At 30.2% G+C, this 22,729-nt stretch carries 19 protein-coding genes, 2 tRNA genes, 1 rRNA gene and 1 pseudogene; 22 read left to right on the top strand and 1 reads right to left on the bottom strand.

Annotated elements, in window-relative coordinates:
• The first annotated feature begins 145 nt into the window (after positions 1–145).
• The 4 genes from rrf to H518_RS0108130 all read left to right on the top strand — a co-directional run bounded on the left by rrf (position 146) and on the right by H518_RS0108130 (position 4,675).
• Positions 146–254, top strand: a 5S ribosomal RNA gene (gene rrf / locus H518_RS0108115).
• 355 nt (positions 255–609) lie between these two features.
• The gene (gene pta / locus H518_RS0108120) at positions 610–2,706 is read left to right on the top strand and encodes a phosphate acetyltransferase (RefSeq protein WP_028888591.1); all 2,097 of its coding nucleotides are present in this window, start codon (positions 610–612) and stop codon (positions 2,704–2,706) included.
• 2 nt (positions 2,707–2,708) lie between these two features.
• Positions 2,709–3,893 carry an acetate/propionate family kinase gene (locus H518_RS0108125; protein ID WP_028888592.1) on the top strand — a complete coding sequence of 395 codons (1,185 nt, stop codon included), beginning with the start codon at positions 2,709–2,711 and terminating at the stop codon, positions 3,891–3,893.
• On the top strand, positions 3,890–4,675 hold the full coding sequence (locus tag H518_RS0108130; protein ID WP_028888593.1) for a tRNA pseudouridine synthase A: 786 nt from the start codon (positions 3,890–3,892) through the stop codon (positions 4,673–4,675). Before H518_RS0108125 ends, H518_RS0108130 begins: the two co-directional genes overlap by 4 nt.
• 157 nt (positions 4,676–4,832) lie before the next feature.
• Here the strand turns inward: H518_RS0108130 and H518_RS0108135 are convergent, their stop codons facing one another.
• Positions 4,833–5,975 carry an acyl-CoA dehydrogenase gene (locus H518_RS0108135; protein ID WP_028888594.1) on the bottom strand — a complete coding sequence of 381 codons (1,143 nt, stop codon included), beginning with the start codon at positions 5,973–5,975 and terminating at the stop codon, positions 4,833–4,835.
• A gap of 50 nt (positions 5,976–6,025) precedes the next feature.
• Here H518_RS0108135 and H518_RS0108140 point away from each other — a divergent pair, with 50 nt between their 5' ends.
• From H518_RS0108140 to H518_RS0108220, 18 genes and pseudogenes are all read left to right on the top strand, one after another.
• On the top strand, positions 6,026–7,123 hold the full coding sequence (locus H518_RS0108140; RefSeq protein WP_240472508.1) for an anhydro-N-acetylmuramic acid kinase: 1,098 nt from the start codon (positions 6,026–6,028) through the stop codon (positions 7,121–7,123).
• A 193-nt stretch (positions 7,124–7,316) separates the two neighbouring features.
• Positions 7,317–8,549 (top strand): Glu/Leu/Phe/Val dehydrogenase dimerization domain-containing protein, encoded by a 1,233-nt coding sequence (locus tag H518_RS0108145; RefSeq protein ID WP_028888596.1) that lies wholly within the window; start codon positions 7,317–7,319, stop codon positions 8,547–8,549.
• 15 nt (positions 8,550–8,564) lie between these two features.
• Positions 8,565–10,037 carry a sodium/proton antiporter NhaB gene (gene nhaB, locus H518_RS0108150; RefSeq protein WP_028888597.1) on the top strand — a complete coding sequence of 491 codons (1,473 nt, stop codon included), beginning with the start codon at positions 8,565–8,567 and terminating at the stop codon, positions 10,035–10,037.
• A 111-nt stretch (positions 10,038–10,148) separates the two neighbouring features.
• Entirely contained in the window at positions 10,149–10,835 is a 687-nt protein-coding gene (locus tag H518_RS0108155; RefSeq protein WP_028888598.1) for a MotA/TolQ/ExbB proton channel family protein, read from the top strand.
• A gap of 31 nt (positions 10,836–10,866) precedes the next feature.
• The gene (locus H518_RS0108160; protein ID WP_028888599.1) at positions 10,867–11,259 is read left to right on the top strand and encodes an ExbD/TolR family protein; all 393 of its coding nucleotides are present in this window, start codon (positions 10,867–10,869) and stop codon (positions 11,257–11,259) included.
• A 2-nt stretch (positions 11,260–11,261) separates the two neighbouring features.
• Complete coding sequence (locus H518_RS0108165; RefSeq protein WP_028888600.1) at positions 11,262–12,080, top strand: energy transducer TonB family protein; 819 nt, start codon at positions 11,262–11,264, stop codon at positions 12,078–12,080.
• 15 nt (positions 12,081–12,095) lie between these two features.
• On the top strand, positions 12,096–12,683 hold the full coding sequence (locus tag H518_RS20475; protein WP_155995185.1) for a hypothetical protein: 588 nt from the start codon (positions 12,096–12,098) through the stop codon (positions 12,681–12,683).
• Positions 12,684–12,800: 117 nt separating this feature from the next.
• A complete protein-coding gene (locus tag H518_RS0108175) occupies positions 12,801–14,009 on the top strand; it encodes a bifunctional folylpolyglutamate synthase/dihydrofolate synthase (protein WP_028888602.1) in 1,209 nt (402 codons plus the stop codon).
• 69 nt (positions 14,010–14,078) lie between these two features.
• A tRNA-Val gene (locus tag H518_RS0108180) sits at positions 14,079–14,156 on the top strand.
• A 25-nt stretch (positions 14,157–14,181) separates the two neighbouring features.
• Positions 14,182–14,256: transfer RNA gene (locus H518_RS0108185), tRNA-Val, on the top strand.
• 113 nt (positions 14,257–14,369) lie between these two features.
• Positions 14,370–15,653, top strand: coding sequence for a nucleotide sugar dehydrogenase (locus H518_RS0108190; protein WP_028888603.1), 1,284 nt, complete (start codon positions 14,370–14,372; stop codon positions 15,651–15,653).
• Positions 15,653–16,588 (top strand): Gfo/Idh/MocA family protein, encoded by a 936-nt coding sequence (locus H518_RS0108195; RefSeq protein ID WP_028888604.1) that lies wholly within the window; start codon positions 15,653–15,655, stop codon positions 16,586–16,588. The genes H518_RS0108190 and H518_RS0108195 overlap by 1 nt, the downstream gene beginning before the upstream one ends.
• A pseudogene (locus H518_RS20820) lies at positions 16,585–16,692 on the top strand (hypothetical protein); the annotation flags it as partial. The gene H518_RS0108195 and the pseudogene H518_RS20820, both read left to right, overlap by 4 nt.
• Before the next feature lie 32 nt (positions 16,693–16,724).
• Complete coding sequence (locus H518_RS20825; RefSeq protein ID WP_240472509.1) at positions 16,725–16,877, top strand: hypothetical protein; 153 nt, start codon at positions 16,725–16,727, stop codon at positions 16,875–16,877.
• Positions 16,852–19,305: an SLBB domain-containing protein gene (locus tag H518_RS0108205; protein ID WP_155995187.1), complete on the top strand. Its 2,454-nt coding sequence runs from the start codon at positions 16,852–16,854 to the stop codon at positions 19,303–19,305. The genes H518_RS20825 and H518_RS0108205 overlap by 26 nt, the downstream gene beginning before the upstream one ends.
• 2 nt (positions 19,306–19,307) lie before the next feature.
• The gene (locus H518_RS0108210; protein ID WP_028888606.1) at positions 19,308–20,399 is read left to right on the top strand and encodes a Wzz/FepE/Etk N-terminal domain-containing protein; all 1,092 of its coding nucleotides are present in this window, start codon (positions 19,308–19,310) and stop codon (positions 20,397–20,399) included.
• Positions 20,396–21,721 carry a UDP-glucose dehydrogenase family protein gene (locus H518_RS0108215; RefSeq protein ID WP_028888607.1) on the top strand — a complete coding sequence of 442 codons (1,326 nt, stop codon included), beginning with the start codon at positions 20,396–20,398 and terminating at the stop codon, positions 21,719–21,721. The genes H518_RS0108210 and H518_RS0108215 overlap by 4 nt, the downstream gene beginning before the upstream one ends.
• Positions 21,721–22,725, top strand: coding sequence for an NAD-dependent epimerase (locus H518_RS0108220; protein ID WP_028888608.1), 1,005 nt, complete (start codon positions 21,721–21,723; stop codon positions 22,723–22,725). Before H518_RS0108215 ends, H518_RS0108220 begins: the two co-directional genes overlap by 1 nt.
• Positions 22,726–22,729 lie beyond the last annotated feature (4 nt).

Genomic DNA, 22,729 nt, shown 5'->3' on the forward strand with positions numbered 1-22,729 from the left:
GTAATGTCATAGCCGAGTATTACTAATAACCCATAGGCTTATGTATAGTTCCCGACCTTCGGGTCGGGACGCAAACTCTTTTGATAATTTACGATATGATTTTACTAATATGTTAACTTATACAGTTGAAATATACTGAACGATTTAAGGTGATTATCGCAATGGGGCTCACCTCTTTCCATCCCGAACAGAGAAGTTAAGCCCATTTGCGCCGATGGTACTGCCAATGGTGGGAGAGTAGGTCGTTGCCTTTCTTTTAAACCTCAATCTATAACTAGATTGAGGTTTTTTTTTGCGCTAAATTGAAATCAAAACAAACAAATAATTTGTATTTAATAAAACTACCAATCCAACTAGGGGGATAAGAATTCAGTAAATTAGATTAATTTAACTATGCTATTAGTTAAATATTTTAAAAATAGAATGCCTTAAAAAGATGACACACTTTTAGTAATTACTTTATAATCGAGTTTTTAATTAGGGTTGAAAGTATAACTTATAAATTAATGTATTTATAGATAATAACAATTTCATTTATTTAATAATTATACCAACAATTATCATAAAAAATTAATTTTATTTCGTGTAATTTTGCATAAAATAAGAAATATGAATAAAGCTGTTTATATCGCTGCTAGTGAAGCAAATTCAGGAAAGTCAATGCTGAGTCTGGGTTTAATGCAATTATTGCTTCGAAAAAAACCAAAAGTTGGATATTTTAGACCTATAATTGATAATCAAATAGGAGATAAAAGAGATAACCATATTAATACAGTTCTTAATTATTTTAATATAAAATGTTCCTACGAAGATTGCTATGCTTTTACAAGATCAGATTTAATTAATAAATTAAATAATGATGGAGAAGATGAAGTAATGACTAGTATTATTGAAAAATATAAAAACCTAGAAGATAAAAATGATTTTGTAATTGTTGAAGGAACAGATTTTTCTGATCATGGGGCTATTATTGAAATGGATTTAAATGTGTTAATAGCTAAGAATCTTGGAATTCCAGTTATTATCGTTTCGGGAGGAGTAAATAAAACACTTGATGAGTTTATTCAAAGCTTAAAATTAACCTATGATTCTTTTGTAAATAAAGATGTAGAGGTAATATCTGTAATAGCTAATAAAGTTGAAGAAAAAAACATTAGTATTATTATTGAAGAAGTAGGTAGAAGTTTACCTAATTCAGTTTCTATTAATGCAATACCAATTAATAAAAAATTAAATAATCCAACTGTTAAAGAGTTTTTAAAAGAAATTAATGCGGATGTATTATTCGGGAAAGAATTATTAAATAATACAACAGGTGATATTAAGGTAGGTGCAATGCAATTATCTCATTTTTTACATCACTTAACAGAAGGAAGTGTTGTCGTTACTCCTGCTGACAGATCTGATATATTATTAGGTACTTTACAAGCAAATATTTCTACTAATTATCCTTCAATATCTGGTATCGTACTTACTGGAGGTATAGAATTAAATCCATCAATACTTAAATTAATTGAAGGTTTAGAAAAAATTGTTCCTGTTTTATGGGTTAAAGAAGGAACTTTTGCTGTTACGACTAAATTAGGGAATGTTAGATCTCATATATATGCAGAGAATGTTGACAAAATTAAAATGTCTTTAAATACATTTGAAACATATGTAGATGTTACAACGTTAAATGATAAATTAACAAGTTATAAAGGAACTGATATTCTTACACCAAGAATGTTTCAATACAATCTGTTTAAAAAGGCAAAAGAAGTAAGAAAACATATTGTATTACCTGAAGGAAATGATGACAGAATTTTAATTGCAGCTTCACAACTTCAAAAATCTGATATAGTTAAATTAACTATTTTAGGTAAAAGAGTAAATGTTGAAACTTCGATAAAACGATTAAATATTTCTTTCGATTTTGATAAAACCGAAATTATCAACCCGATAGAGTCTGATTATTTAAGTGATTTTTCTAATACATTATATGAGTTAAGAAAACATAAAGGATTAAGTCCTGCAATGGCGGAAGATTTAATGGCAGATGTTTCTTATTTCGGAACAATGATGGTACATAAAGGACTTGCTGATGGAATGGTTTCTGGAGCAGCACATACTACTCAACATACTATTAAACCAGCATTACAGTTTGTGAAAACTAAACCTGGATTTTCAGTAGTTTCATCTATTTTCTTTATGTGTTTAGAAGATAGAGTTTCTGTTTTTGGTGATTGTGCAATTAATCCAAATCCTTCAGCAGAAGAATTAGCTGAAATAGCAATTTCATCTGCAGATTCTAGTATTGCTTTTGGAATTGATCCTAAAATAGCTATGTTATCTTATTCATCAGGAGCTTCTGGAAAAGGAGAAGATGTTGATACAGTTAGGAGAGCAACAGAAATTATTAAAGAAAAACGACCAGATTTAAAAGTTGAAGGACCAATTCAATACGATGCAGCAGTTGACCCAGCTATTGGAAAAAAGAAATTACCAAATTCAGAAGTAGCAGGTCAAGCAAATGTATTAATCTTTCCAGATTTGAATACAGGGAATAATACTTATAAAGCGGTGCAAAGAGAAACTGGTGCATTGGCTATAGGACCAATGTTACAAGGATTAAACAAACCGGTAAACGATTTAAGCAGAGGGTGTACTGTTGATGATATTTTTAACACCATAATTTTAACTGCAATTCAAGCTCAAGATAAATAAATATGAAAATATTAGTAATAAATTCTGGTAGTTCATCTATAAAATATCAATTATTCGAAATGCCACAGCAAGAGGTAATTTGTTCTGGATTGATAGAGAGAATTGGACTAAAATTAGGTAATGTTCATTACAAATCAGTAAAGAATGACATTGAAGAGGAATATGAAATTAAAGATCATAAAGCAGGTTTAGAAAAAGTAGTTGGTTTATTACTTGATAAAAACGTTGGTGTAATAGCTTCTACTGATGATATTCAAATAGTAGCTCATAGAGTTGTACATGGAGGAAATTCATTTACAAAAACTACGATTGTAACAGATAAAGTTAAGGAGAAAATTGAGGAGTTATATTCATTAGCACCACTACATAATCCAGCTAATTTAGAAGGTATTAAAGTTGCAGAAACTATATTTACTAAAGCAAAACAAATTGCTGTATTTGATACAGCATTTCATCAAACTATTCCTGTAAAGGCATATAAATATGCAATTCCTAATAAATTTTTAGAAGAGGATAAAATTCGTTTATATGGATTTCATGGAACAAGCCATAAATATGTATCAGAAAAAGCAATTGAGTATTTAGATAAAGAAAAATCTAAAATTATTACAATTCATTTAGGAAATGGTTGTAGTATTACTGCTATTAATAACGGAGAAAGTATTGATCATAGTTTAGGTTTTGGGCCAGTAACAGGACTAATTATGGGATCGCGTTCAGGTGATATTGATCACTCTTTAATTTTTTACCTGATAAACAATTTAGGGTATGAAGCTAATTATGTAAACGATATGTTACAAAAAGAGAGCGGAATGCAAGGTTTAACAGGTTTTAGTGATTTACGAGACATTGAAGCAGCAGCAGAAAAAGGAGATGAAAACTGTCAATTAGCATTAGATATGAATGCGTATAGAATTAAAAAATATATAGGTTCATACATTGCAGCTATGAATGGGTTAGATGCCATTGTCTTTACAGCTGGTATTGGTGAAAATTCTGTTTATATAAGAAAGTTAGTTTGTAATTCTATGGAGTTCTTTGGAATAGAATTAGATGAAACTAAGAATGATATGAGAGCTAAAGAATTAACCGAAATTCATAAAGAAATATCTAATGTAAAGATATTAGTAATTCCTACAAATGAAGAGTTAGAAATAGCTAAGCAATCATACGAGTTATTACAATGATGAATTACAAGCATACGTACTTAGTTACGCTTCAATATTTAGGTTTTCGATTTCATGGATGGCAGAAACAACCAAATTTAAAAACGGGACACCTCTTTTTAGATAAAACTCTAAAGTTTATTTATAAAGGAATCCGTCTTAAAAGTTTAGGTGTTGGTCGAACTGACGCAAGAGTATCAGCTACTCATTTTGCGTTTCAATTATTTATTGATGAAAAAGTAAATTTTGATCAATTTATGATAGATTTTAACGCAAATGCTCCTGGTGATATGAGAGCCTTAAAGATTGAAGATATTGATAGAGATTTCAATATAATTCAACACCCGAAGCTAAAAGAATATCGATACTACTTTTCATATGGAGAAAAAAATCATCCATATGCTGCTCCATTTTTAACACGTTTCAGAGAACAGCTTGATGTTGATTTGATGAAAGAAGGAGCAATGTTGTTTGAAGGTTTTCATAATTATAAACGCTATTGCACAAAACCAACTGAAGAAACGAAAGTTGAAAGAGAAATTGTTTCTTGCAGGATTGAAGAGAACACAGAATTAACTGCATCTTTTTTTCCGAAAGAAAGTTTTGTTTTAGTTGTAAGAGGAGAAGGTTTTTTAAGAAATCAAATCCGTTTAATTATGGGAGCATTACACGATTTAGGAAAAGGAGAATTCGATTTGAATTTTATTAAAGAGAGTTTGAATCCGACATCAGAGATCGAGTTCATTAAAAATATAGCGCCAGCTTCTGGTTTACATTTACATAAATTAGAATTTAAAGACTAATAATTATAAGTATACGTGTTAGCGATTGAAGCTTTGTTTAAGTTCTTTTGTGAAACATGAACAAAAATCGAATATGAAAAGCGCAACACTTGTGGTTAACGCCCAAAAAAAAGTCCATCAAATTAATGATGGACTTTAAGTTTATAATAATTAGGTTTTATCCTTTGATAACACCCCTTGAAATTACAATTTTCTGAATTTCTGAAGTACCTTCATAAATTTGAGTAATTTTTGCATCACGCATTAAACGCTCTACATGATAATCTTTTACAAAACCGTTACCACCGTGAATTTGCACTGCTTCAACAGATTGCTCCATAGCAACTTTAGATGCATATAATTTTGCCATTGCTCCAGACATATCATAATTATTACCTTGATCTTTGTCCCAAGCAGCTTTCATAACTAACATTCTTGCAGCTTCAACTTCTGTGTGCATATCAGCTAATTTAAATGCAATTGCTTGATGATTACAAATTTCTGTTCCGAATGCTTTACGTTCTTTAGAATATTTTAAAGCTAATTCGTAAGATCCTGAGGCGATACCTAATGCTTGTGCAGCAATACCGATACGACCACCAGATAATGTTTTCATTGCAAATTTAAATCCAAATCCGTCTTCACCAATTCTATTTTCTTTAGGTACTTTTACATCGTTAAACTGTAACGTATGTGTATCAGAACCACGAATTCCTAATTTATCTTCTTTAGGACCTACATGAAAACCTTCCATCCCTTGTTCAACAATAAAAGCGTTGATACCTCTATGTTTTTTACTACGATCAGTTTGAGCTATAACTAAATAAACACCTGCACGACCACCATTGGTAATCCAGTTTTTTGTACCATTTAATAAATAGTAATCACCTTTATCTTCAGCTGTTGTAGCTTGAGAAGTCGCATCAGAACCAGCTTCAGGTTCGCTTAAACAAAAAGCTCCAATTTGTTCACCAGTAGCTAGTTTTGTTAAATATTTTTGTTTTTGCTCTTCAGTACCATATGCTTCTAATCCATAACAAACTAAAGAGTTATTTACAGAAACCATAACAGAAGCAGAAGCATCAATTTTAGAAAGCTCTTCCATGATTAATACATAAGAAATAGCATCCATTCCACTTCCTCCGTATTTAGGGTCTACCATAATACCTAAAAACCCAACCTCACCCATTTTACGAACTAATTCGTCTGGAAAGGTTTGCGCATTATCTCTTTCAATTACTCCTGGTAATAATTCGTTTTGAGCAAAATCACGAGCTGCATCACGAATCATTATATGTTCTTCTGTTAAACTAAAATCCATTATATATGATTATTATATTCGTAAAAAATGTCTACAAATATACTTTTTTAATGGCATATTTTCAACAGAGTTTTATTATTTTTACAGATATGAATGGAGATTGTTGCTTTATAATAGGTTTGATGTCTGGGACATCATTAGATGGAATTGATTTAGTTTATGTTAAGTTTAATAAAAAGAATTATAAGAGTTTTAAAATATTAGCAGCTACCACGATTTCTTATAGCAATAAATGGAAAAATGAACTAAAAACAGCCATTCATTTTTCTAAAGATGATCTAATTATACTTGATATTGAATATGGTAAGTTACTAGGAAAAGAAATTAATCTTTTTATTAAAAAAAATGATATTGTAGATGTTGATTTTATAGCTTCTCATGGGCATACAGTTTTACATCAACCAGGTAAAGGTGTTACACTTCAGGTGGGAAGTGGAAAAACAATATCAGAAATAACGAACCAAAAAGTTGTTTGTGATTTTAGAACACAAGATGTTAATCTTGGTGGACAAGGAGCACCATTAGTTCCTATTGGTGATGAGTTATTATTTGCCGATTTTGATTTTTGTGTTAACCTTGGTGGTTTTGCAAATGTTTCATATAAAATAAAAGAAAATAGAATCGCTTTTGATATTTGTCCGGTAAATATTGTTTTAAATCATTATGTTCAAAAATTAGGATTTGATTATGATGATAAAGGGAATATTGCGGCTAAAGGAAAGATAAATGAAGATTTATTAAAAGAATTAAATTCCTTAGAGTTTTACAAAAAAGCAGCACCTAAATCTTTAGGGTTAGAGTGGGTACTATCAAATATTTTACCATTAATTGATAAAAAAGAAAAAGATGTTTCAATTATTCTAAGAACTTTTATAGAGCATTCTGCTATTCAAATAGGTAAAATAATTCACAATAGTAGCGCTGTTTTAATAACAGGAGGAGGTGTTTTTAACTCTTTTTTAATGAAAAGAATAGAATTTTATTCAAAAAAGAAAGTAGAAATTCAAACAATAGAGCTTATTAATTATAAAGAAGCTTTAATTTTTGCTTTTTTAGGATTGTTACGTATTGATAATCAAGTGAATTGTTTAAGTAGTGTAACAGGTGCAAGAAAAAATCATTCATCGGGTATTATTTTTAATCCGTAGTAATTTAGAATCAAAAAATTTGACCTATTATTTTTTTTATGGTAATTTTGTGACAGTATGTTTTTAAACATGAATTAAATAAATAAAAACTTTTTTAAATGAGACAACTTTAGCTTCTCCTAGCGAGAACATTTTACACAGATTATTTTAGAGATTATAACAAATTAAAGTTGAAAATTTATTAAAGAATATTATGAAAGAATTACTTAAAATATACGAACAAAAAGAACCAGAAATTGTTTTTCACTGGAAAGATCAAGAAACTGAAGCAGAAGGATGGACTGTAATAAACTCTTTAAGGGGAGGAGCTGCAGGAGGTGGAACGAGAATGCGTAAAGGTTTAAATAAAAATGAAGTTTTATCTTTAGCAAAAACAATGGAAGTTAAATTTACTGTTTCTGGGCCAGCAATTGGAGGTGCAAAATCAGGAATTAATTTTGACCCAAATGATCCAAGAAAAAGAGGTGTTTTAGAACGTTGGTATAAAGCAGTTACTCCGTTATTAAAACATTATTATGGTACAGGAGGAGATTTAAATGTTGATGCAGATAAAGATGTAATTCCAATTACAGAAAGTTGTGGTGTTTGGCATCCTCAAGAAGGAATTTTTAATGGACATTTTAAGCCAACAGAAGCAGATAAAATTAATAGAATAGGTCAATTACGTCAAGGTGTAATTAAGGTGATAGAAGATAAACAATTTTCACCAGATTTATCTAAAAAGTATACAGTTGCTGATATGTTAACTGGTTACGGTGTTGCCGAGGCTGTTAAACATTATTATAATATTTATGGAGGAACTATTTCTGGGAAAAGAGCTATTGTTCAGGGTTTTGGAAATGTAGGTTCAGCAGCAGCATATTATTTAACTCAATTAGGGGCAAAAGTTGTTGGTATTATTGATAGAGAAGGGGGAGTTATAAATGAAAATGGATTTTCTATGGAGGAAATGAAGGATTTGTTTTTAGCAAAAGACGGAAATAAGTTAGTTTCTAGTGAAATGATTCCTTTTGATGAAATTAATAGTAAAATTTGGAGTTTACCAGCAGAAATATTTGTTCCAGCTGCAGCCTCAAGACTAGTTTCTCAAGATCAAGTACAAAAAATGATTGATACAGGTTTAGAAGTGATTTCTCCAGGAGCAAATGTGCCATTTGCAGATAAAGAAATTTTCTTTGGACCAATAATGGAATATACAGATAAACATTTAAGTTTATTGCCAGACTTTATTTCTAATTGCGGTATTGCAAGAGTCTTTGCTTATTTAATGGAAGCTAAAGTAGCTTTACCGATGGAAGATAAAGCAATCTTTGATGATACTTCAAATATTATAAAAAAGGCATTACAAAGATCATTTGCAAAGAGTGCATCAAAAACAAAAATTTGCTCAACTGCATTTGAAATAGCATTAAAAGAATTGATATAAATAATAAAAAACGATATGTTTAAAAATTTTTTAGGTAATAGTCCGAAATGGTTTAAAATGACCATGATTGGTTTTTTAATTTTCAATATATTTTCATTGATGATATTAGGAAAAACAATTACGGCATGGCTTTTTATAGGTGAATTTATTTTTACTCTAGCAATGGCTTTAAAATGTTATCCATTACAATCAGGTGGTTTATTAGCGATAGAAGCAATAGCATTAGGATTAACGACACCAAAAAATGCATATCACGAGGTTAGTCAGAACTTAGAAGTAATACTACTTCTAGTGTTTATGGTGGCTGGGATTTATTTTATGAAACCTTTATTAATGTTTATTTTTAGTAAAGTATTCACTAAGATAAAATCAAAAGTTGTTTTATCATTACTATTTGTCTTCTTATCGGCATTATTATCGGCTTTTTTAGATGCATTAACAGTAACAGCAGTATTGATTAGTGTTGCTGTTGGTTTTTATGGAGTGTATCATAAAATTCATTCGAGTGCAAAAGATTACAATGAAGATGGGATTTTAGATAGAGATGAATTAAGTGGAGAAACATTAGAACAATTTCGTAGCTTTTTACGTAGCTTAATAATGCATGGTGTTGTAGGTACTGCATTAGGAGGTGTATGTACTTTAGTTGGTGAGCCTCAAAATTTATTAATAGGAGAGCGTTTAGGTTGGGATTTTATTGAATTCTTTAAGCAAATGGCTCCAATTACGATTCCTGTATTATTTGCTGGTATGGCAACTACAGTTGTTCTTGAGCTTACGGGGTGGTTTAGTTTTGGTGCTAAATTGCCAAAAATAGCCGCAAGTATAATTGAAAAATATACAGAGGAAGAAGATAGTAAGCGTACTGATAAAGAAAAGTATGGTTTAATAGTACAAGCTGTTTCTGCTATATTGCTAATTGCAGGTTTAGCATTACATATTGCACCTGTTGGTTTTATTGGTTTAGCTTTAATTATTGTTCAAACTGCATTTATGGGATTAACTGATGAGCATCAATTAGGTCCAGCATTTGAAGAAGCATTACCTTTTACTGGTTTGTTAGTAGTGTTTTTTGTAATTGTAGCAATGATTCATGATCAACATCTTTTTTCTCCAATAATAGCTTGGGCACTTGATCAAGATCCAACTTCACAACCAGGTTTATTTTACCTTGCAAATGGAGTATTATCAGCAATAAGTGACAATGTTTTTGTTGCAACTGTTTATATAGGTGAAGTACAAGAAGCTTTTAAAAATGGAGTTATTACTAGAGAACATTTTGAAAAACTAGCCATAGCTATTAATACAGGTACTAATTTACCAAGTGTAGCTACCCCAAATGGTCAAGCTGCATTTTTATTCCTATTAACATCTTCATTAGCACCATTAATAAATTTATCATATGGTAAAATGGTGAAAATGGCATTACCGTATACTATAGTCCTAGGGACTTTAGGGTATGTAATGGTGAAATTTGTGTTAGGATAAATAAAATGATAATGATTTAATTAAAGAATCCTGAGTTTTTAAATAAATTCAGGATTTTTTTAAGCAATTAAAAAACAAGATAACCGTTAATATACTTATAAAATTAATTTAATGATAGCTAATTTTCAAGAACAAACAGAGTTGCTAGAAGAAGCGACAAAAGAAAAAACATTATCAATCTATAATTTAATTATGGATGGAGGTGTTGGAGGGCAAGTTATAATTGCAATTTTATTTGTGTTATTAGGCGTAGCACTTTATATTTATTTTGAACGTTTCTTCGCTATTAAAGCAGCCTCTAAAGTTGATGAAAACTTTATGAACCAAATAAGAGATCATATAACTAATGGTAAGTTAGAAAGTGCAAAAGCATTATGTGAAAACACAGATTCACCAACGGCAAGATTAATAGGTAAAGGAGTTTCTAGAATAGGAAAACCGTTAGAGGATATTAATAAGGCAATAGAAAATGCAGGGAAATTAGAGGTGTATCAATTAGAAAGAAATGTTTCAGTAGTAGCAACAATTGCTGGTGCTGCACCGATGATTGGTTTTTTAGGTACCGTAATAGGAATGATAGTTGCTATACATGAAATAGCAAATTCAGGAGGGCAAATAGATATAAAATTATTGTCTGATGGTTTGTACACAGCAATGACAACAACAGTAGGTGGTTTAATTGTAGGTATTATTGCTTATATTGCTTATAATCATTTAGTAGTTCGTACTGATAAAGTTGTATATCAAATGGAAGCTAAATCTGTAGAGTTTTTAGATTTATTAAATGAACCTGTATAATAGGTAATCTTTTAATTTTAGAATAAATAAAATGAATTTAAAAGGAAGAAATAAAGTTGATCCAAGTTTTAATATGTCGTCTATGACGGATATTGTTTTCTTATTACTAATCTTTTTTATGTTAACATCAACATTAGTTACAGTTAGCGCAATTGATGTATTATTACCAAAAGCAGGAGGAAAAACAGAGAATAATACAGCTGTAGCTGTTACTATAACCGAAAAATCTTCTTTTTATATTGATAAAACAAAAGTAAGTGAAGTTAATTTAGAAAGAACAATACTTACAAAAGTAGGAGTAGATAAAAAGAAAACGGTCGTAATTAGAGGTGATCAAAACGTACCATATAAAAACGTGATGAAAATTATAGATATTGCAAATAGAAATAAATTAAAAATGATTTTAGCTGTTAAAGGTAAATAAAAATGTTAGTTTTAAATACAGAACATAAACGTAAATCAGCTATTATCACTGCTGTTATTCTAATGCTTTTAGTAGTTGGAGTATTTAACTATGGGATGAAGTATTTAGATCCGCCAATAGAATACGGATTAGCAATTAATTTTGGGAACTCCGAAGTAGGTAGTGGAGAGCCTGTACAGAATACCAAAAAACAAGCTACACAAGAGCAGCAAGAAGAAGTTGTTGAAGAGGAAGTAAAAGAAAATTCAGAAGAGACTATTGAAGAAGAAGTAATCACTGATGATAGTGCTAAAAGTGTTCCTGTTATAGAGAAATCAAAAGAACAAAAGAAAGAAGTAAAAGAAACACCTAAAAAAACAGAAACTAAACAAAAACCAAAGCCATCAAAACAAACAACAGATGCTTTAAATAGTCTTTTAAATGGTACTTCAAAAGACGGTGCTACGAAAGGAGAAGGAGATGATAATGAGACTGGGGTTAAAGGTAATGAGAATGGAAATCCAAACTCTAACAAATATTACGGGAACTCAGGAAGTGGATCTGGAGGTAATTATAATTTAGCAGGAAGAAAAGCGTTATCTAAGCCTATAAAAAAACCAGATTGTGAAGAAGAAGGTACTGTTGTGGTAAGTATTGAAGTTAACCAAAATGGAAAAGTTATTAAAGCTCTGGTTGGAGGAGTAAAAGGAAGTACTAGTTCAGCTGCTTGTTTAGAGAAAGCAGCTAAAGAAGCTGCTTTAAAAACAAGATGGAATGCAGATGGTGAAGCGCCATCAAAACAAAGAGGAACAATTATCTATAAGTTCTCTTTGTCTCAATAATTGTCTTTTTTGAAATTGAAACTTATAATAAAAATAATAGTATTATTACTCTTTTTTTCTTGCAAAAACAGTAAGGAGGGAGTTGTGAAAAAGTTTTATTATCCTAGAGAAGCTTCCTTTCTTAAGAAAGAGAACTATGAAGTATTAAACTTTAAATCATTTAAAAATTTTGAAGATCTAATTGATAGTCTACAGGGCTTGAATTACTACGATAAAAAAGCTTATATCAAAGTAGAAAAGAATAAACAGGAATATAATATTTTAGTATCAACTACCTTTGGTAAAGGTATGCCACCTTTTTTGAAGTTTAAGAATATTTTGAGTATTTCAAAAGATAGTATATTAAAAGAAAAGAAATATTCTATAGGTGATTTAATAAGTGTGCTGAAAAAGGATTTGTTAAATTATGGAAAAGATGACAGGTATTCAGACTCGCCTGAAAAACTTGTTGTTTCTCTAACGTGTAAAATAGATGAGCTTGAGTCTTTATTAATGAAGGTAGTTACTATGTTTAATGAAATTAAAGAACATTCATCTGATTCTTTGAAACTAAATATATTTCTAAATAGAAGAATTGAAATATTTCCACCACCACCAATATAGAAACATTAAACATAAATATATGGGAGTGTATTATGTTTTTTTTCTTAATAAAAAAGACTTTAGATAATTATAGTATATATTGCTCCAGACATAGTTTATAGATTATAAATAATACATATGACATATCAAGAAACCTTAGATTGGATGTTTGCACAATTGCCAATGTACCAGCGTCAAGGTAAAACTGCATTTAAAAAAGATTTAACGAATATTAAAGCTTTAAGTGATAAGTTAGGTAATCCAGAAAAAGTTTTTAAAACGATTCATGTAGGAGGAACTAATGGAAAAGGGTCAACAAGTCACATGATAGCGTCTATTTTACAAGAAGCAGGTTATAAAGTAGGTCTGTATACATCTCCACATCTTAAGAATTTTACAGAACGTATTCGAATTAATGGTATAGAAATTCCTGATGAAAATATTGTTGCTTTTATTTCAGAAAACAAAGAATTTTTAGAGAAACAAAAGGTGTCTTTTTTTGAAATGACAGTAGGTATGGCGTTTGATTATTTTGCAGACCAAAAAGTAGACATAGCTATTATTGAAGTAGGTTTAGGTGGTAGATTAGATTCTACTAATATCATAACGCCTGAAGTTTCTGTGATAACAAATATAGGATTGGATCATACACAATTTTTGGGAGAAACGTTACCTGAAATTGCATATGAAAAGGCTGGTATTATAAAACAAGGAATTCCTATTATTATAGGGGAGAAACAAGAGGTAATTAAACAAGTTTTTTTAACTAAAGCAAAAGATTGTAATTCTGAAATTTTATTTGCTTCTGATGAAGAGGGAGATTACAAAACAGATTTGTTAGGAGATTATCAATCTAAAAATATATTAACAGCGGTAAAAACAGTTAAACAACTTAAAGGTTTTATTATTTTAGAAAAACATATAGAAAAAGGTTTGTTAAATGTGGTAAAAAACACAAATTTAAAAGGTCGTTGGCAAATTTTGGAATACGAACCAAAAATTATTTGTGATACAGCTCATAATAAAGAAGGGTTAAATTATACTTTAAAACAACTTCAAAATGAAAAATATGAAAATTTACATATTGTTTTAGGAGTAGTTTCTGATAAAAAATTGAATGAGGTATTACCTCTTTTCCCAAAAAATGCAACTTATTATTTTTGTAAACCAGATATTGTAAGAGGTTTGTCAGAAAAAAAATTAAAGGAGCAGGCTAGTGAGTATAATTTAATAGGAGAATCGTTTGTTTCTGTAAGTCAGGCTTTTGGTGTGGCTAAATTGAAAGCAGAGAGTCAAGATGTGATTTATATAGGGGGGAGCACGTTTGTTGTTGCAGAAGTTTTATGAAAAAAAATGCAAAAAAAATTTGTGAGTCTCTAAAAGGGTTGTATATTTGCACCCGCAATTAGCACATAAGGGCGCGTAGCTCAGTTGGTTCAGAGCACTTGGTTTACACCCAAGGGGTCAGGGGTTCGAATCCCTTCGCGCCCACCAAAAGGTCTTAATGTTAATTGCAAACGGGCGCGTAGCTCAGTTGGTTCAGAGCACTTGGTTTACACCCAAGGGGTCAGGGGTTCGAATCCCTTCGCGCCCACTGAAAGTCTCATCAAATTTTGATGAGACTTTTTTTTGTTTATAATATTTTGTTGATAATGTTTTTTTGTACTTTCGTAGACTATTTACAATGTACTTTTAGTAGTGAAAATGATGAATGCACCAAAGATTGCAATTATAGGATTAGGTTACGTTGGTTTGCCATTAGCTAGGTTATTTGCGGCTAAATACTCGGTTGTTGGTTTTGATATTAAAACAAAAAGAGTAGAAGAGTTAAAGACGGGAGTAGATGTAACTCTTGAAGTTGACAATAGTTTATTGAAATCTGTTTTAGTGGATAAAGGCTCTAATGAAAAAGGATTGTTTGTTACATCTAATTCAGAAGATATAAAGCAATGTAATTATTACATTGTAACAGTTCCAACATCTGTAGATAAAAATAATCAACCTATTTTATTACCGTTGTTAAGTGCAAGTAAAACAATAGGGGCTGTTCTTAAGGTAGGTGATACTGTTATATATGAATCTACTGTGTATCCTGGAGCTACTGAAGAGGATTGTGTTCCTGTATTAGAAGCTGTATCAAATTTAAAATTAAACAAAGATTTTTACGTAGGGTATTCTCCAGAAAGAATAAGTCCTGGTGATAAAATTCGTACAGTTGAAAATATTTTAAAAGTTACTTCGGGTTCTACTGAAGAAATAGCTAAAGAAATTGATAATTTATATAAATCGGTAATTAAGGCAGGGACTCATATGGCTCCCTCTATAAAGGTTGCAGAAGCTTCAAAAATAATAGAGAATTGTCAAAGAGATATTAATATAGCTTTTGTAAACGAGTTGGCTAAAATTTTCAACTTAATGAATATTAATACCAACGAAGTTTTAGAAGCAGCTTCTACAAAATGGAATTTCTTACCTTTTAAGCCAGGGTTAGTTGGTGGACACTGCATTGGTGTTGATCCTTTTTATTTAGCTCAAAAAGCACAGCAATTTGGGTATTACCCTGAGATAATTTTATCTGGTAGAAGGTTGAATGATAGTATGGGGAATCATGTGGCATCAGAAGTAGTGAAATTGATGATTTCAGAAGATGTGAAAGTTAAAAAAGCTGAGATTTTAATCTTAGGAGTTACGTTTAAGGAAAACTGTCCAGATATAAGGAATACAAAGGTAATTGATGTGTATCATGCTTTAAAAAGTTATGGAGTTGCTATAGATATTTATGATCCTTGGGCGAAAAAAGAAGAAGTTAATAACGAGTATGATTTAGATTTGAAATCTAATTTATATGGTGAAAAATATGATGCTGTCGTTTTAGCAGTTTCTCATAATGAATTTAAACAAATTGATTTTTCAAGATTAAAGAAAAATAATGGTGTTGTTTATGATGTGAAGAGTTTTCTACCTGATGAATTAATAGATAAAACATTATAATGAAAAATTTTGCTTTAATTGGGGCAGCAGGATATATTGCTCCACGTCATTTAAGGGCTATAAAGGATACTAATAATAATTTAGTAGCAGCTCTTGATAAATTTGATAGTGTTGGTGTAATGGATAGTTATTTTCCAAAAGCTGATTTTTTTGTGGAATTTGAACGGTTTGATCGTCACATAGAGAAAATTAAGCGGCAACAAAGTGTACAGCTTGATTATGTTAGTATATGTACGCCAAACTACTTACATGATTCACATATTAGAATGGCTTTAAGAAGAGGTGCCGATGCTATTTGCGAAAAGCCTTTAGTATTGAATCCATGGAACTTAGAGGCTCTTCAAGCTATAGAAAAAGAGTCAGAAAATAAAGTGAATACAATTTTGCAACTACGTTTACATCCAAGTATTATAGCTTTAAAACAAAAAGTTGATGCTGAAAATAAAAAAGGAAAATATGATGTTGATTTAACATATATTACTTCTCGTGGAAATTGGTATGATGTTTCTTGGAAAGGAGATGAAAGTAAATCAGGAGGTATTGCAACTAATATTGGAGTCCATTTTTACGATATGCTTTCTTGGGTTTTTGGGGATGTTCAAGAAAATATAGTGCATTTAAGAGAAAAAGATAAGTCTGCTGGGTATTTAGAGTTTGAAAACGCTAGAGTACGTTGGTTTTTATCAATAGATGAAAACTCATTACCTAACGACGTAAAGGAGAAGAAACAAAGAACTTACCGCTCAATTACAGTTGATGGAGATGAAATTGAATTTAGTGGTGGTTTTACAGAATTACATACTGAAAGTTATAAAGGGATTTTAAAAGGGCACGGTTTTGGCTTGGTGGATGCTAGGTCATCAATTGAAATAGTATATGGTATAAGGAATGCTGAGTTGGTTAATTTTGGAGAGAAACACCCTTTTGTAAGATGAGAATAATCGTTATAGGTACAGGATATGTAGGTTTAGTAACAGGGACATGTTTTTCTGAAATGGGAAATGAGGTTATTTGTGTTGATATTGATGAAGATAAAATAAATAGCAAGTTATAGAAGATGTTGATAGTTTAGTGCTATTAACGGAATGGAAAGAATTTCGTTCTCCTGATTTTGATAAAATGATAAGATTAATGAAAAATACCATTATCTTTGACGGTCGAAATCAGTATATCGAAAGTAATTTAGATAAAAAAAGAATTGAGTACTACTCAATCGGGAAATGAAAAAAAAATGATGTTAAAAAAGATAAATATTTTATTAATACTCTTATTCTTTAGTTTATGTATCAATACAATTATAGCTCAAGATATTCAAGGGAATTTGAATAATATTGAAGTAGATAATCTTTCAGATAAGGAAGTTGCTAGTTATTGGGATAAAATAAAAAAAGAAGGTTATACCTTAGAACAGGCATTAGCGATTGCTAAGACCAGAGGAATGTCTGAATTACAGGCTCAAAAATTGCAGACTAGAATTAGGAACCTTGGAAATACTACTTTAAATAAAGAAAAGGGTAATGATAATGAAATAGAAAAAAAAGAAAATGATTTATATTTTGGACTGACAGGAGAAGAAGGTGAGAAAGAGGAAAAAAAAGAAAAACTTTTTGGGTATGACTTTTTTAATAATCCAAACATTTCATTTACACCAAATTTAAATATTGCAACACCTGAAAATTATATTGTAGGAGCAGGAGATATTCTTGCTGTTGATTTATGGGGAGCAGCTGAAGCCAATTACGAGAAGAAAGTTAATAGACAAGGAGTTATTAATATTCAAGGTGTTGGTAATATCCACTTGATAGGCTTACCGATAAAAGCTGCAAGAGCTAAGATTAAAAATTATCTAAAAAGGATTTATTCAGGAATAGAAGCTTCATCTAATAGTTATAATAAAGTCAACATTGCAGTATCTATTAAGGAAGTTAGAAATGTTCAAGTGAGTATTGTTGGAGAGGTGAAAGTTCCAGGGTCGTATTCATTAAGTGGTTTTTCAACCGTTTTAAATTCATTATATGCTGCTGGAGGGCCTACTAAAAATGGAACTTTTAGAAATGTTAGACTCTTTAGAGCTGGACAAAAAATTTCGGACTTTGATTTTTATGATTTTTTAGTAAACGGTTCTGAGATAGGAAATATAACAGTACAAGATCAAGATGTTCTAATTATCAAACCTTATGATAAATTAGTAACAATTGAAGGAGCTGTAAAAAGACCTGGTTTGTATGAAATGAAAGAGGGAGAAAAAGTTGCTGATTTATTAAAATACTGTAGTGGCTTTGCCTCAAATGCATACAAGCAAAATATTATCATTGAACGTATAAATGGTAAGCAAAAAGAAATAATAGAAATTCCATTTAAAGAATTATCTTCTGAAAAATTAAAAGATGGAGATTATATAAAAATTAATGAAATTATAGATGATTTTTCTAACAGAATAATTATAGCTGGAGCTGTATTTCAACCTGGGAATTATGAATATAAAGAAAACTTATCAATAGATGCTTTATTAAATAAAGCAGAAGGTGTTACAAGAGAAGCTTTTTTAGACCGAGGAATTATTGTTAGAACATACGATAAAATAAATAAAGAAACAATATCATTTTCATTAAGAAATGAAAATAAAAAATTATTTTTAAAAGAGAATGATAGTATTTATATATTTAATAAAGAAGAGTTAAAAGAAAAAGAATTTATTACAATTAACGGAGCTGTGAATAAAGCTGATAAATTTGACTTTATGAAAGGAATGCAGATTGAAGATTTAATAGCTCTTGGTGGTGGATTAAAGGGCGGTGCAGATTCAAATGTAATTGATGTTTCTAGAAGATTGAAAGATGGTAGTTTTGAGACGATAAGTAAAAATTTTAACCTTAAAGCTAGCCAAAATTTGGAAGGTACTGCTAGTAATAACTTTATATTAAAACCATTTGATATTGTTTCTGTTAGATATTTAAAAGGGTACACTGCACAAAAAACTGTTTTTATAAAAGGTGAAGCTAATTTTGTAGGAGAATATTCTATAGGCTTAAAAAATGAAAAAATATCAGATTTAATAAAAAAGGCAGGAGGATTAACTAAGTTTGCTTATATAGAAGGTGCTTTTTTAACAAGAAAGAATAATGCGTTAGAAGATAAAAAGCAGTCAGAGTTAATTGCTGATTTTGCAAAAAAAGATACATTAACTGACGTCTCAGATGAAATAAAGAATACATTCAAAATAGGTATTAATTTAAATAAGATTTTGGCTAAAGGTGGGGAAAACTCTAAATTTGATTTAATTTTAGAAGAAGGGGATGAGCTTTTTATACCTTCGGAGAGACAAACAGTAAAAGTTGAAGGAGAAGTTTTATCACCATCATTAGTCAGATATGAAAAAGGGAAGAGTTTTAAACATTATATAGAAAACTCAGGGGGCTTTTCTGCGAAAGCGAAAAAAAGTAGGGCGTATGTAATTCATGCAAATGGAGATATAAAGACTACAAAACGTTTCTTATTTTTTAAATCATATCCTGAGGTAAAACCAGGTTCTGTGATTTTAATACCTAATAAACCAGAGAATACTAGAAAAATTTCAACACAAGAAGTTATTGCTATAACATCAGGGTTAGCAACATTAGGTGTCTTAGTTAAATCGTTAACTGATAAATAAAAATGGAAAATAAAAGCAGCAATAACCCTGAGGATGAAATTAATTTATTAGAGTTATTTAAAATAGTATGGAAGGGTAAAAAAACTTTAATTCGTTTTATAACTATATTTGGATTGATCGGTTTGTTTATAGCTATCTTCTCTGAAAAAGAATACATAGCTTCTACTACATTAGTTCCTCAAACAACGAGTAATAAAGTTGGAGGTAATTTAGGAGGGTTAGCAGCCATGGCGGGAATAAATTTAGGAGGAGGGAATGTAAATGAAAACATCTCCCCTAATTTATATCCTAAAATTGTAAAAAGCATACCTTTTCAAAAAGAATTGCTAAATGTACCTTTAAAATTAAATGCTAAAAATAAAAAAATAACTTATAAAGAATATTACGAAAATCATAAAAAAATAGGTGTTCTTTCTTTTATTAAGAGCTATACTATAGGCCTTCCTAGTAAGTTTTCTGGTTTGTTTAAAAGTAAAAAAAATGCTCTAGAAGAAGTATCAAAAGACTCTATTTATAGAGTGTCAAAAGAAGAAAATACTCTTTTTAAACAGTTAGAAGATCAATTAAGTTTAGATATTAATGGTAAAGAAGGGGTTGTTAAAATATCTTTTTCAATGCCAGAGGCATTAGCTTCTGCACAAATGACTAAAAAGGTACAAGAGTTATTACAGAAGGCAATAACTAATTTCAAAACACAAAAAGCAAAGGATGAATTTAAATTCATTCAAGAGAGATACAAAGAATTAAAAAAAGATTTTATTAAAAAGCAAGCCATCTTAGCTCGTTTTAGGGATAAAAATATTAGGTTAATAACATCAAGATCTCAATCACATTTAGAAAGACTTCAGTCTGAATCTAATCTTGCATATAGTATTTATTCTGAGTTAGCAAAACAACTAGAGACACAGAAAATAAAGTTAAAGGAAAATACTCCTGTTTTTACGGTAATAAATCCTGTAAGTGTACCTGTTATAAAATCAAAGCCTAAAAGATTATTAATATTTATAGTTTGGTTGTTTGTTGGAACAACTTTAGGTATAGGTTTTGTTTTTGGAAAAAAATGGGTTAATGATTTTAAAATAAATAGTAAATGAATATAGCAGTTGTAGGATCGGGTTATGTAGGCTTAGTTTCTGGTACTTGTTTTTCTGAAATGGGAAATAAGGTTACTTGTGTTGATATTGATCAAAATAAAATAAATAAATTAAATCAAGGAGTTGTTCCTATTTATGAGCCAGGTTTAGAGAAAATGGTTCTTAAGAATATTAAACAAAAAACACTTTTTTTTACAACGAAATTAGAAGAAGTTATTTCAGATGTAGAAATTATTTTTATTGCTGTTGGAACACCTATGGGAGATGATGGAGCTGCTGATTTACAATATGTTTTGGCAGTTGCAAATGAAATTGGTCAAAAAATGAACAGTCGTCTGATAGTTGTGGACAAATCTACTGTTCCTGTTGGAACTGCTGATAAGGTGAAGGAAACGATTCAAAAGCAATTAGATATTAGAAATGTTTCAATTGAATTTGATGTTGTATCAAATCCAGAGTTTTTAAAAGAAGGAGATGCTATTAATGATTTTATGAAGCCAGATCGTGTAGTTATTGGTGCGGAAACTGAATATGCTTTTGATAAAATGAGACAATTGTATTCCCCATTTACAATGTCACATGATCGTTTTATTACTATGGATATTCGTTCAGCAGAAATGACTAAGTATGCTGCTAACGCAATGTTAGCTACAAAAATTTCATTTATGAATGAAATTTCAAATATATGTGAAAGAGTAGGAGCTGATGTTAATAACGTAAGAATAGGTATTGGATCAGATACAAGAATTGGATATAGTTTTATTTATCCAGGAGCTGGTTATGGAGGTTCTTGTTTTCCTAAGGATGTAAAAGCACTTAAAAGGATAGCAGCAGAAAACGGATATGATGCACAGTTAATAACATCAGTAGAAGATGTTAATAATCGTCAGAAATTTGTAATTGCTGAAAAAATAGTAAAAAGATTTGGTGAGAACTTATCAGGGAAAAAGTTTAGCCTTTGGGGTTTAGCCTTTAAGCCTGGGACGGATGATATGAGAGAGTCACCCGCTATTTATGTGGTAAAAGAACTTGTCAAGAGGGGAGCTAGGGTTAAAGCATATGACCCTAAGGCAATGGAAGAAGCTCAACATTTTTATTTAAAAGATGTTGAAGGAGTTTCTTATTTTAATTCAAAATATGATGTTTTAAAAGATACTGATGCTTTAATTATGTTAACGGAATGGAAGGAATTTCGTTCTCCAGATTTTTCTGAAATAAAAAAGCAATTAAATACACCTATAATTTTTGATGGAAGAAATCAATATAATGTATTTAAACTAGAAGAGAAAGGTTTTGAATATCATCAAATAGGAAAAAAATAATGAAAGTTTTAGTTACAGGAGCAGCAGGTTTTATTGGCTTTCATTTAAGTAAAATACTTTTAGAAAAAGGTTTTGAAGTTGTTGGTGTTGATAATATCAACGATTATTATGACATCAATCTTAAATACGCTAGGTTAAATGAATTAGGTGTTAAAAGAGAAGATGCAGCCGTTTTTTATAAGGAATCGAAGAGTGAGTCAAATGATGATTTTAAATTTATCAGACTTAATTTAGAAGATAAAATAGAATTAGTTGAGTTATTTAGAAGTGAAAAGTTTGATGTTGTTTGTAATTTAGCTGCACAGGCAGGTGTTCGTTATAGCATTGAAAACCCTGATGTATATATTCAAAGTAATATTGTAGGATTCTTGAATATTCTTGAATGCTCTAGGAATTATGCTATAAAACATTTGGTATATGCGAGTAGTTCTAGTGTGTATGGTGCAAATGCAAAAATCCCTTTTTCAGAGAAAGATAAAGTAGATGCCCCTGTAAGTCTGTATGCAGCAACCAAAAAGAGTAATGAGTTAATGGCGCATAGTTATAGCCATTTATATAATATACCTACAACAGGTTTGCGCTTCTTTACTGTTTATGGACCATGGGGAAGACCAGATATGGCTCCGATGTTATTTGCCGAGGCAATTAGCAATGAGAAACCGATTAAGGTGTTTAATAACGGTGATATGGAGCGTGATTTTACTTATATAGATGACATTGTAGCAGGAGTAAGTAAAATTATCGAAAAACGAATTTCGGATAGAAATTTATATAAAATATATAACATTGGGAATAATAATTCTGTAAAATTGTTAGATTTTATAAAAGAAATAGAAGACAATTTAGATATTAAAGCACAGAAAAACATGTTACCTATGCAAATGGGAGATGTTAAAAGAACTTGGGCTGATGTAGATGATTTAATCAAAGATTATAACTATAAGCCTAGCACGTTACTATCAAAAGGTATTAAAGAGTTTATTAATTGGTTTAAAAAATATTGATAAA

The sequence above is a fragment of the Tenacibaculum ovolyticum DSM 18103 genome (assembly GCF_000430545.1).
GTDB classification, from domain to species: domain Bacteria; phylum Bacteroidota; class Bacteroidia; order Flavobacteriales; family Flavobacteriaceae; genus Polaribacter; species Polaribacter ovolyticus.

What these genes read in the sequence shown, in the direction of transcription:
- pta (WP_028888591.1), top strand. Translation starts at nt 610, where the DNA reads ATGAATAAAGCTGTTTATATCGCTGCTAGTGAAGCAAATTCAGGAAAG.
- H518_RS0108125 (WP_028888592.1), top strand. Translation starts at nt 2,709, where the DNA reads ATGAAAATATTAGTAATAAATTCTGGTAGTTCATCTATAAAATATCAA.
- H518_RS0108130 (WP_028888593.1), top strand. Translation starts at nt 3,890, where the DNA reads ATGATGAATTACAAGCATACGTACTTAGTTACGCTTCAATATTTAGGT.
- H518_RS0108135 (WP_028888594.1), bottom strand. Translation starts at nt 5,975, where the DNA reads ATGGATTTTAGTTTAACAGAAGAACATATAATGATTCGTGATGCAGCT.
- H518_RS0108140 (WP_240472508.1), top strand. Translation starts at nt 6,026, where the DNA reads ATGGCATATTTTCAACAGAGTTTTATTATTTTTACAGATATGAATGGA.
- H518_RS0108145 (WP_028888596.1), top strand. Translation starts at nt 7,317, where the DNA reads ATGAAAGAATTACTTAAAATATACGAACAAAAAGAACCAGAAATTGTT.
- nhaB (WP_028888597.1), top strand. Translation starts at nt 8,565, where the DNA reads ATGTTTAAAAATTTTTTAGGTAATAGTCCGAAATGGTTTAAAATGACC.
- H518_RS0108155 (WP_028888598.1), top strand. Translation starts at nt 10,149, where the DNA reads ATGATAGCTAATTTTCAAGAACAAACAGAGTTGCTAGAAGAAGCGACA.
- H518_RS0108160 (WP_028888599.1), top strand. Translation starts at nt 10,867, where the DNA reads ATGAATTTAAAAGGAAGAAATAAAGTTGATCCAAGTTTTAATATGTCG.
- H518_RS0108165 (WP_028888600.1), top strand. Translation starts at nt 11,262, where the DNA reads ATGTTAGTTTTAAATACAGAACATAAACGTAAATCAGCTATTATCACT.
- H518_RS0108175 (WP_028888602.1), top strand. Translation starts at nt 12,801, where the DNA reads ATGACATATCAAGAAACCTTAGATTGGATGTTTGCACAATTGCCAATG.
- H518_RS0108190 (WP_028888603.1), top strand. Translation starts at nt 14,370, where the DNA reads ATGAATGCACCAAAGATTGCAATTATAGGATTAGGTTACGTTGGTTTG.
- H518_RS0108195 (WP_028888604.1), top strand. Translation starts at nt 15,653, where the DNA reads ATGAAAAATTTTGCTTTAATTGGGGCAGCAGGATATATTGCTCCACGT.
- H518_RS0108210 (WP_028888606.1), top strand. Translation starts at nt 19,308, where the DNA reads ATGGAAAATAAAAGCAGCAATAACCCTGAGGATGAAATTAATTTATTA.
- H518_RS0108215 (WP_028888607.1), top strand. Translation starts at nt 20,396, where the DNA reads ATGAATATAGCAGTTGTAGGATCGGGTTATGTAGGCTTAGTTTCTGGT.
- H518_RS0108220 (WP_028888608.1), top strand. Translation starts at nt 21,721, where the DNA reads ATGAAAGTTTTAGTTACAGGAGCAGCAGGTTTTATTGGCTTTCATTTA.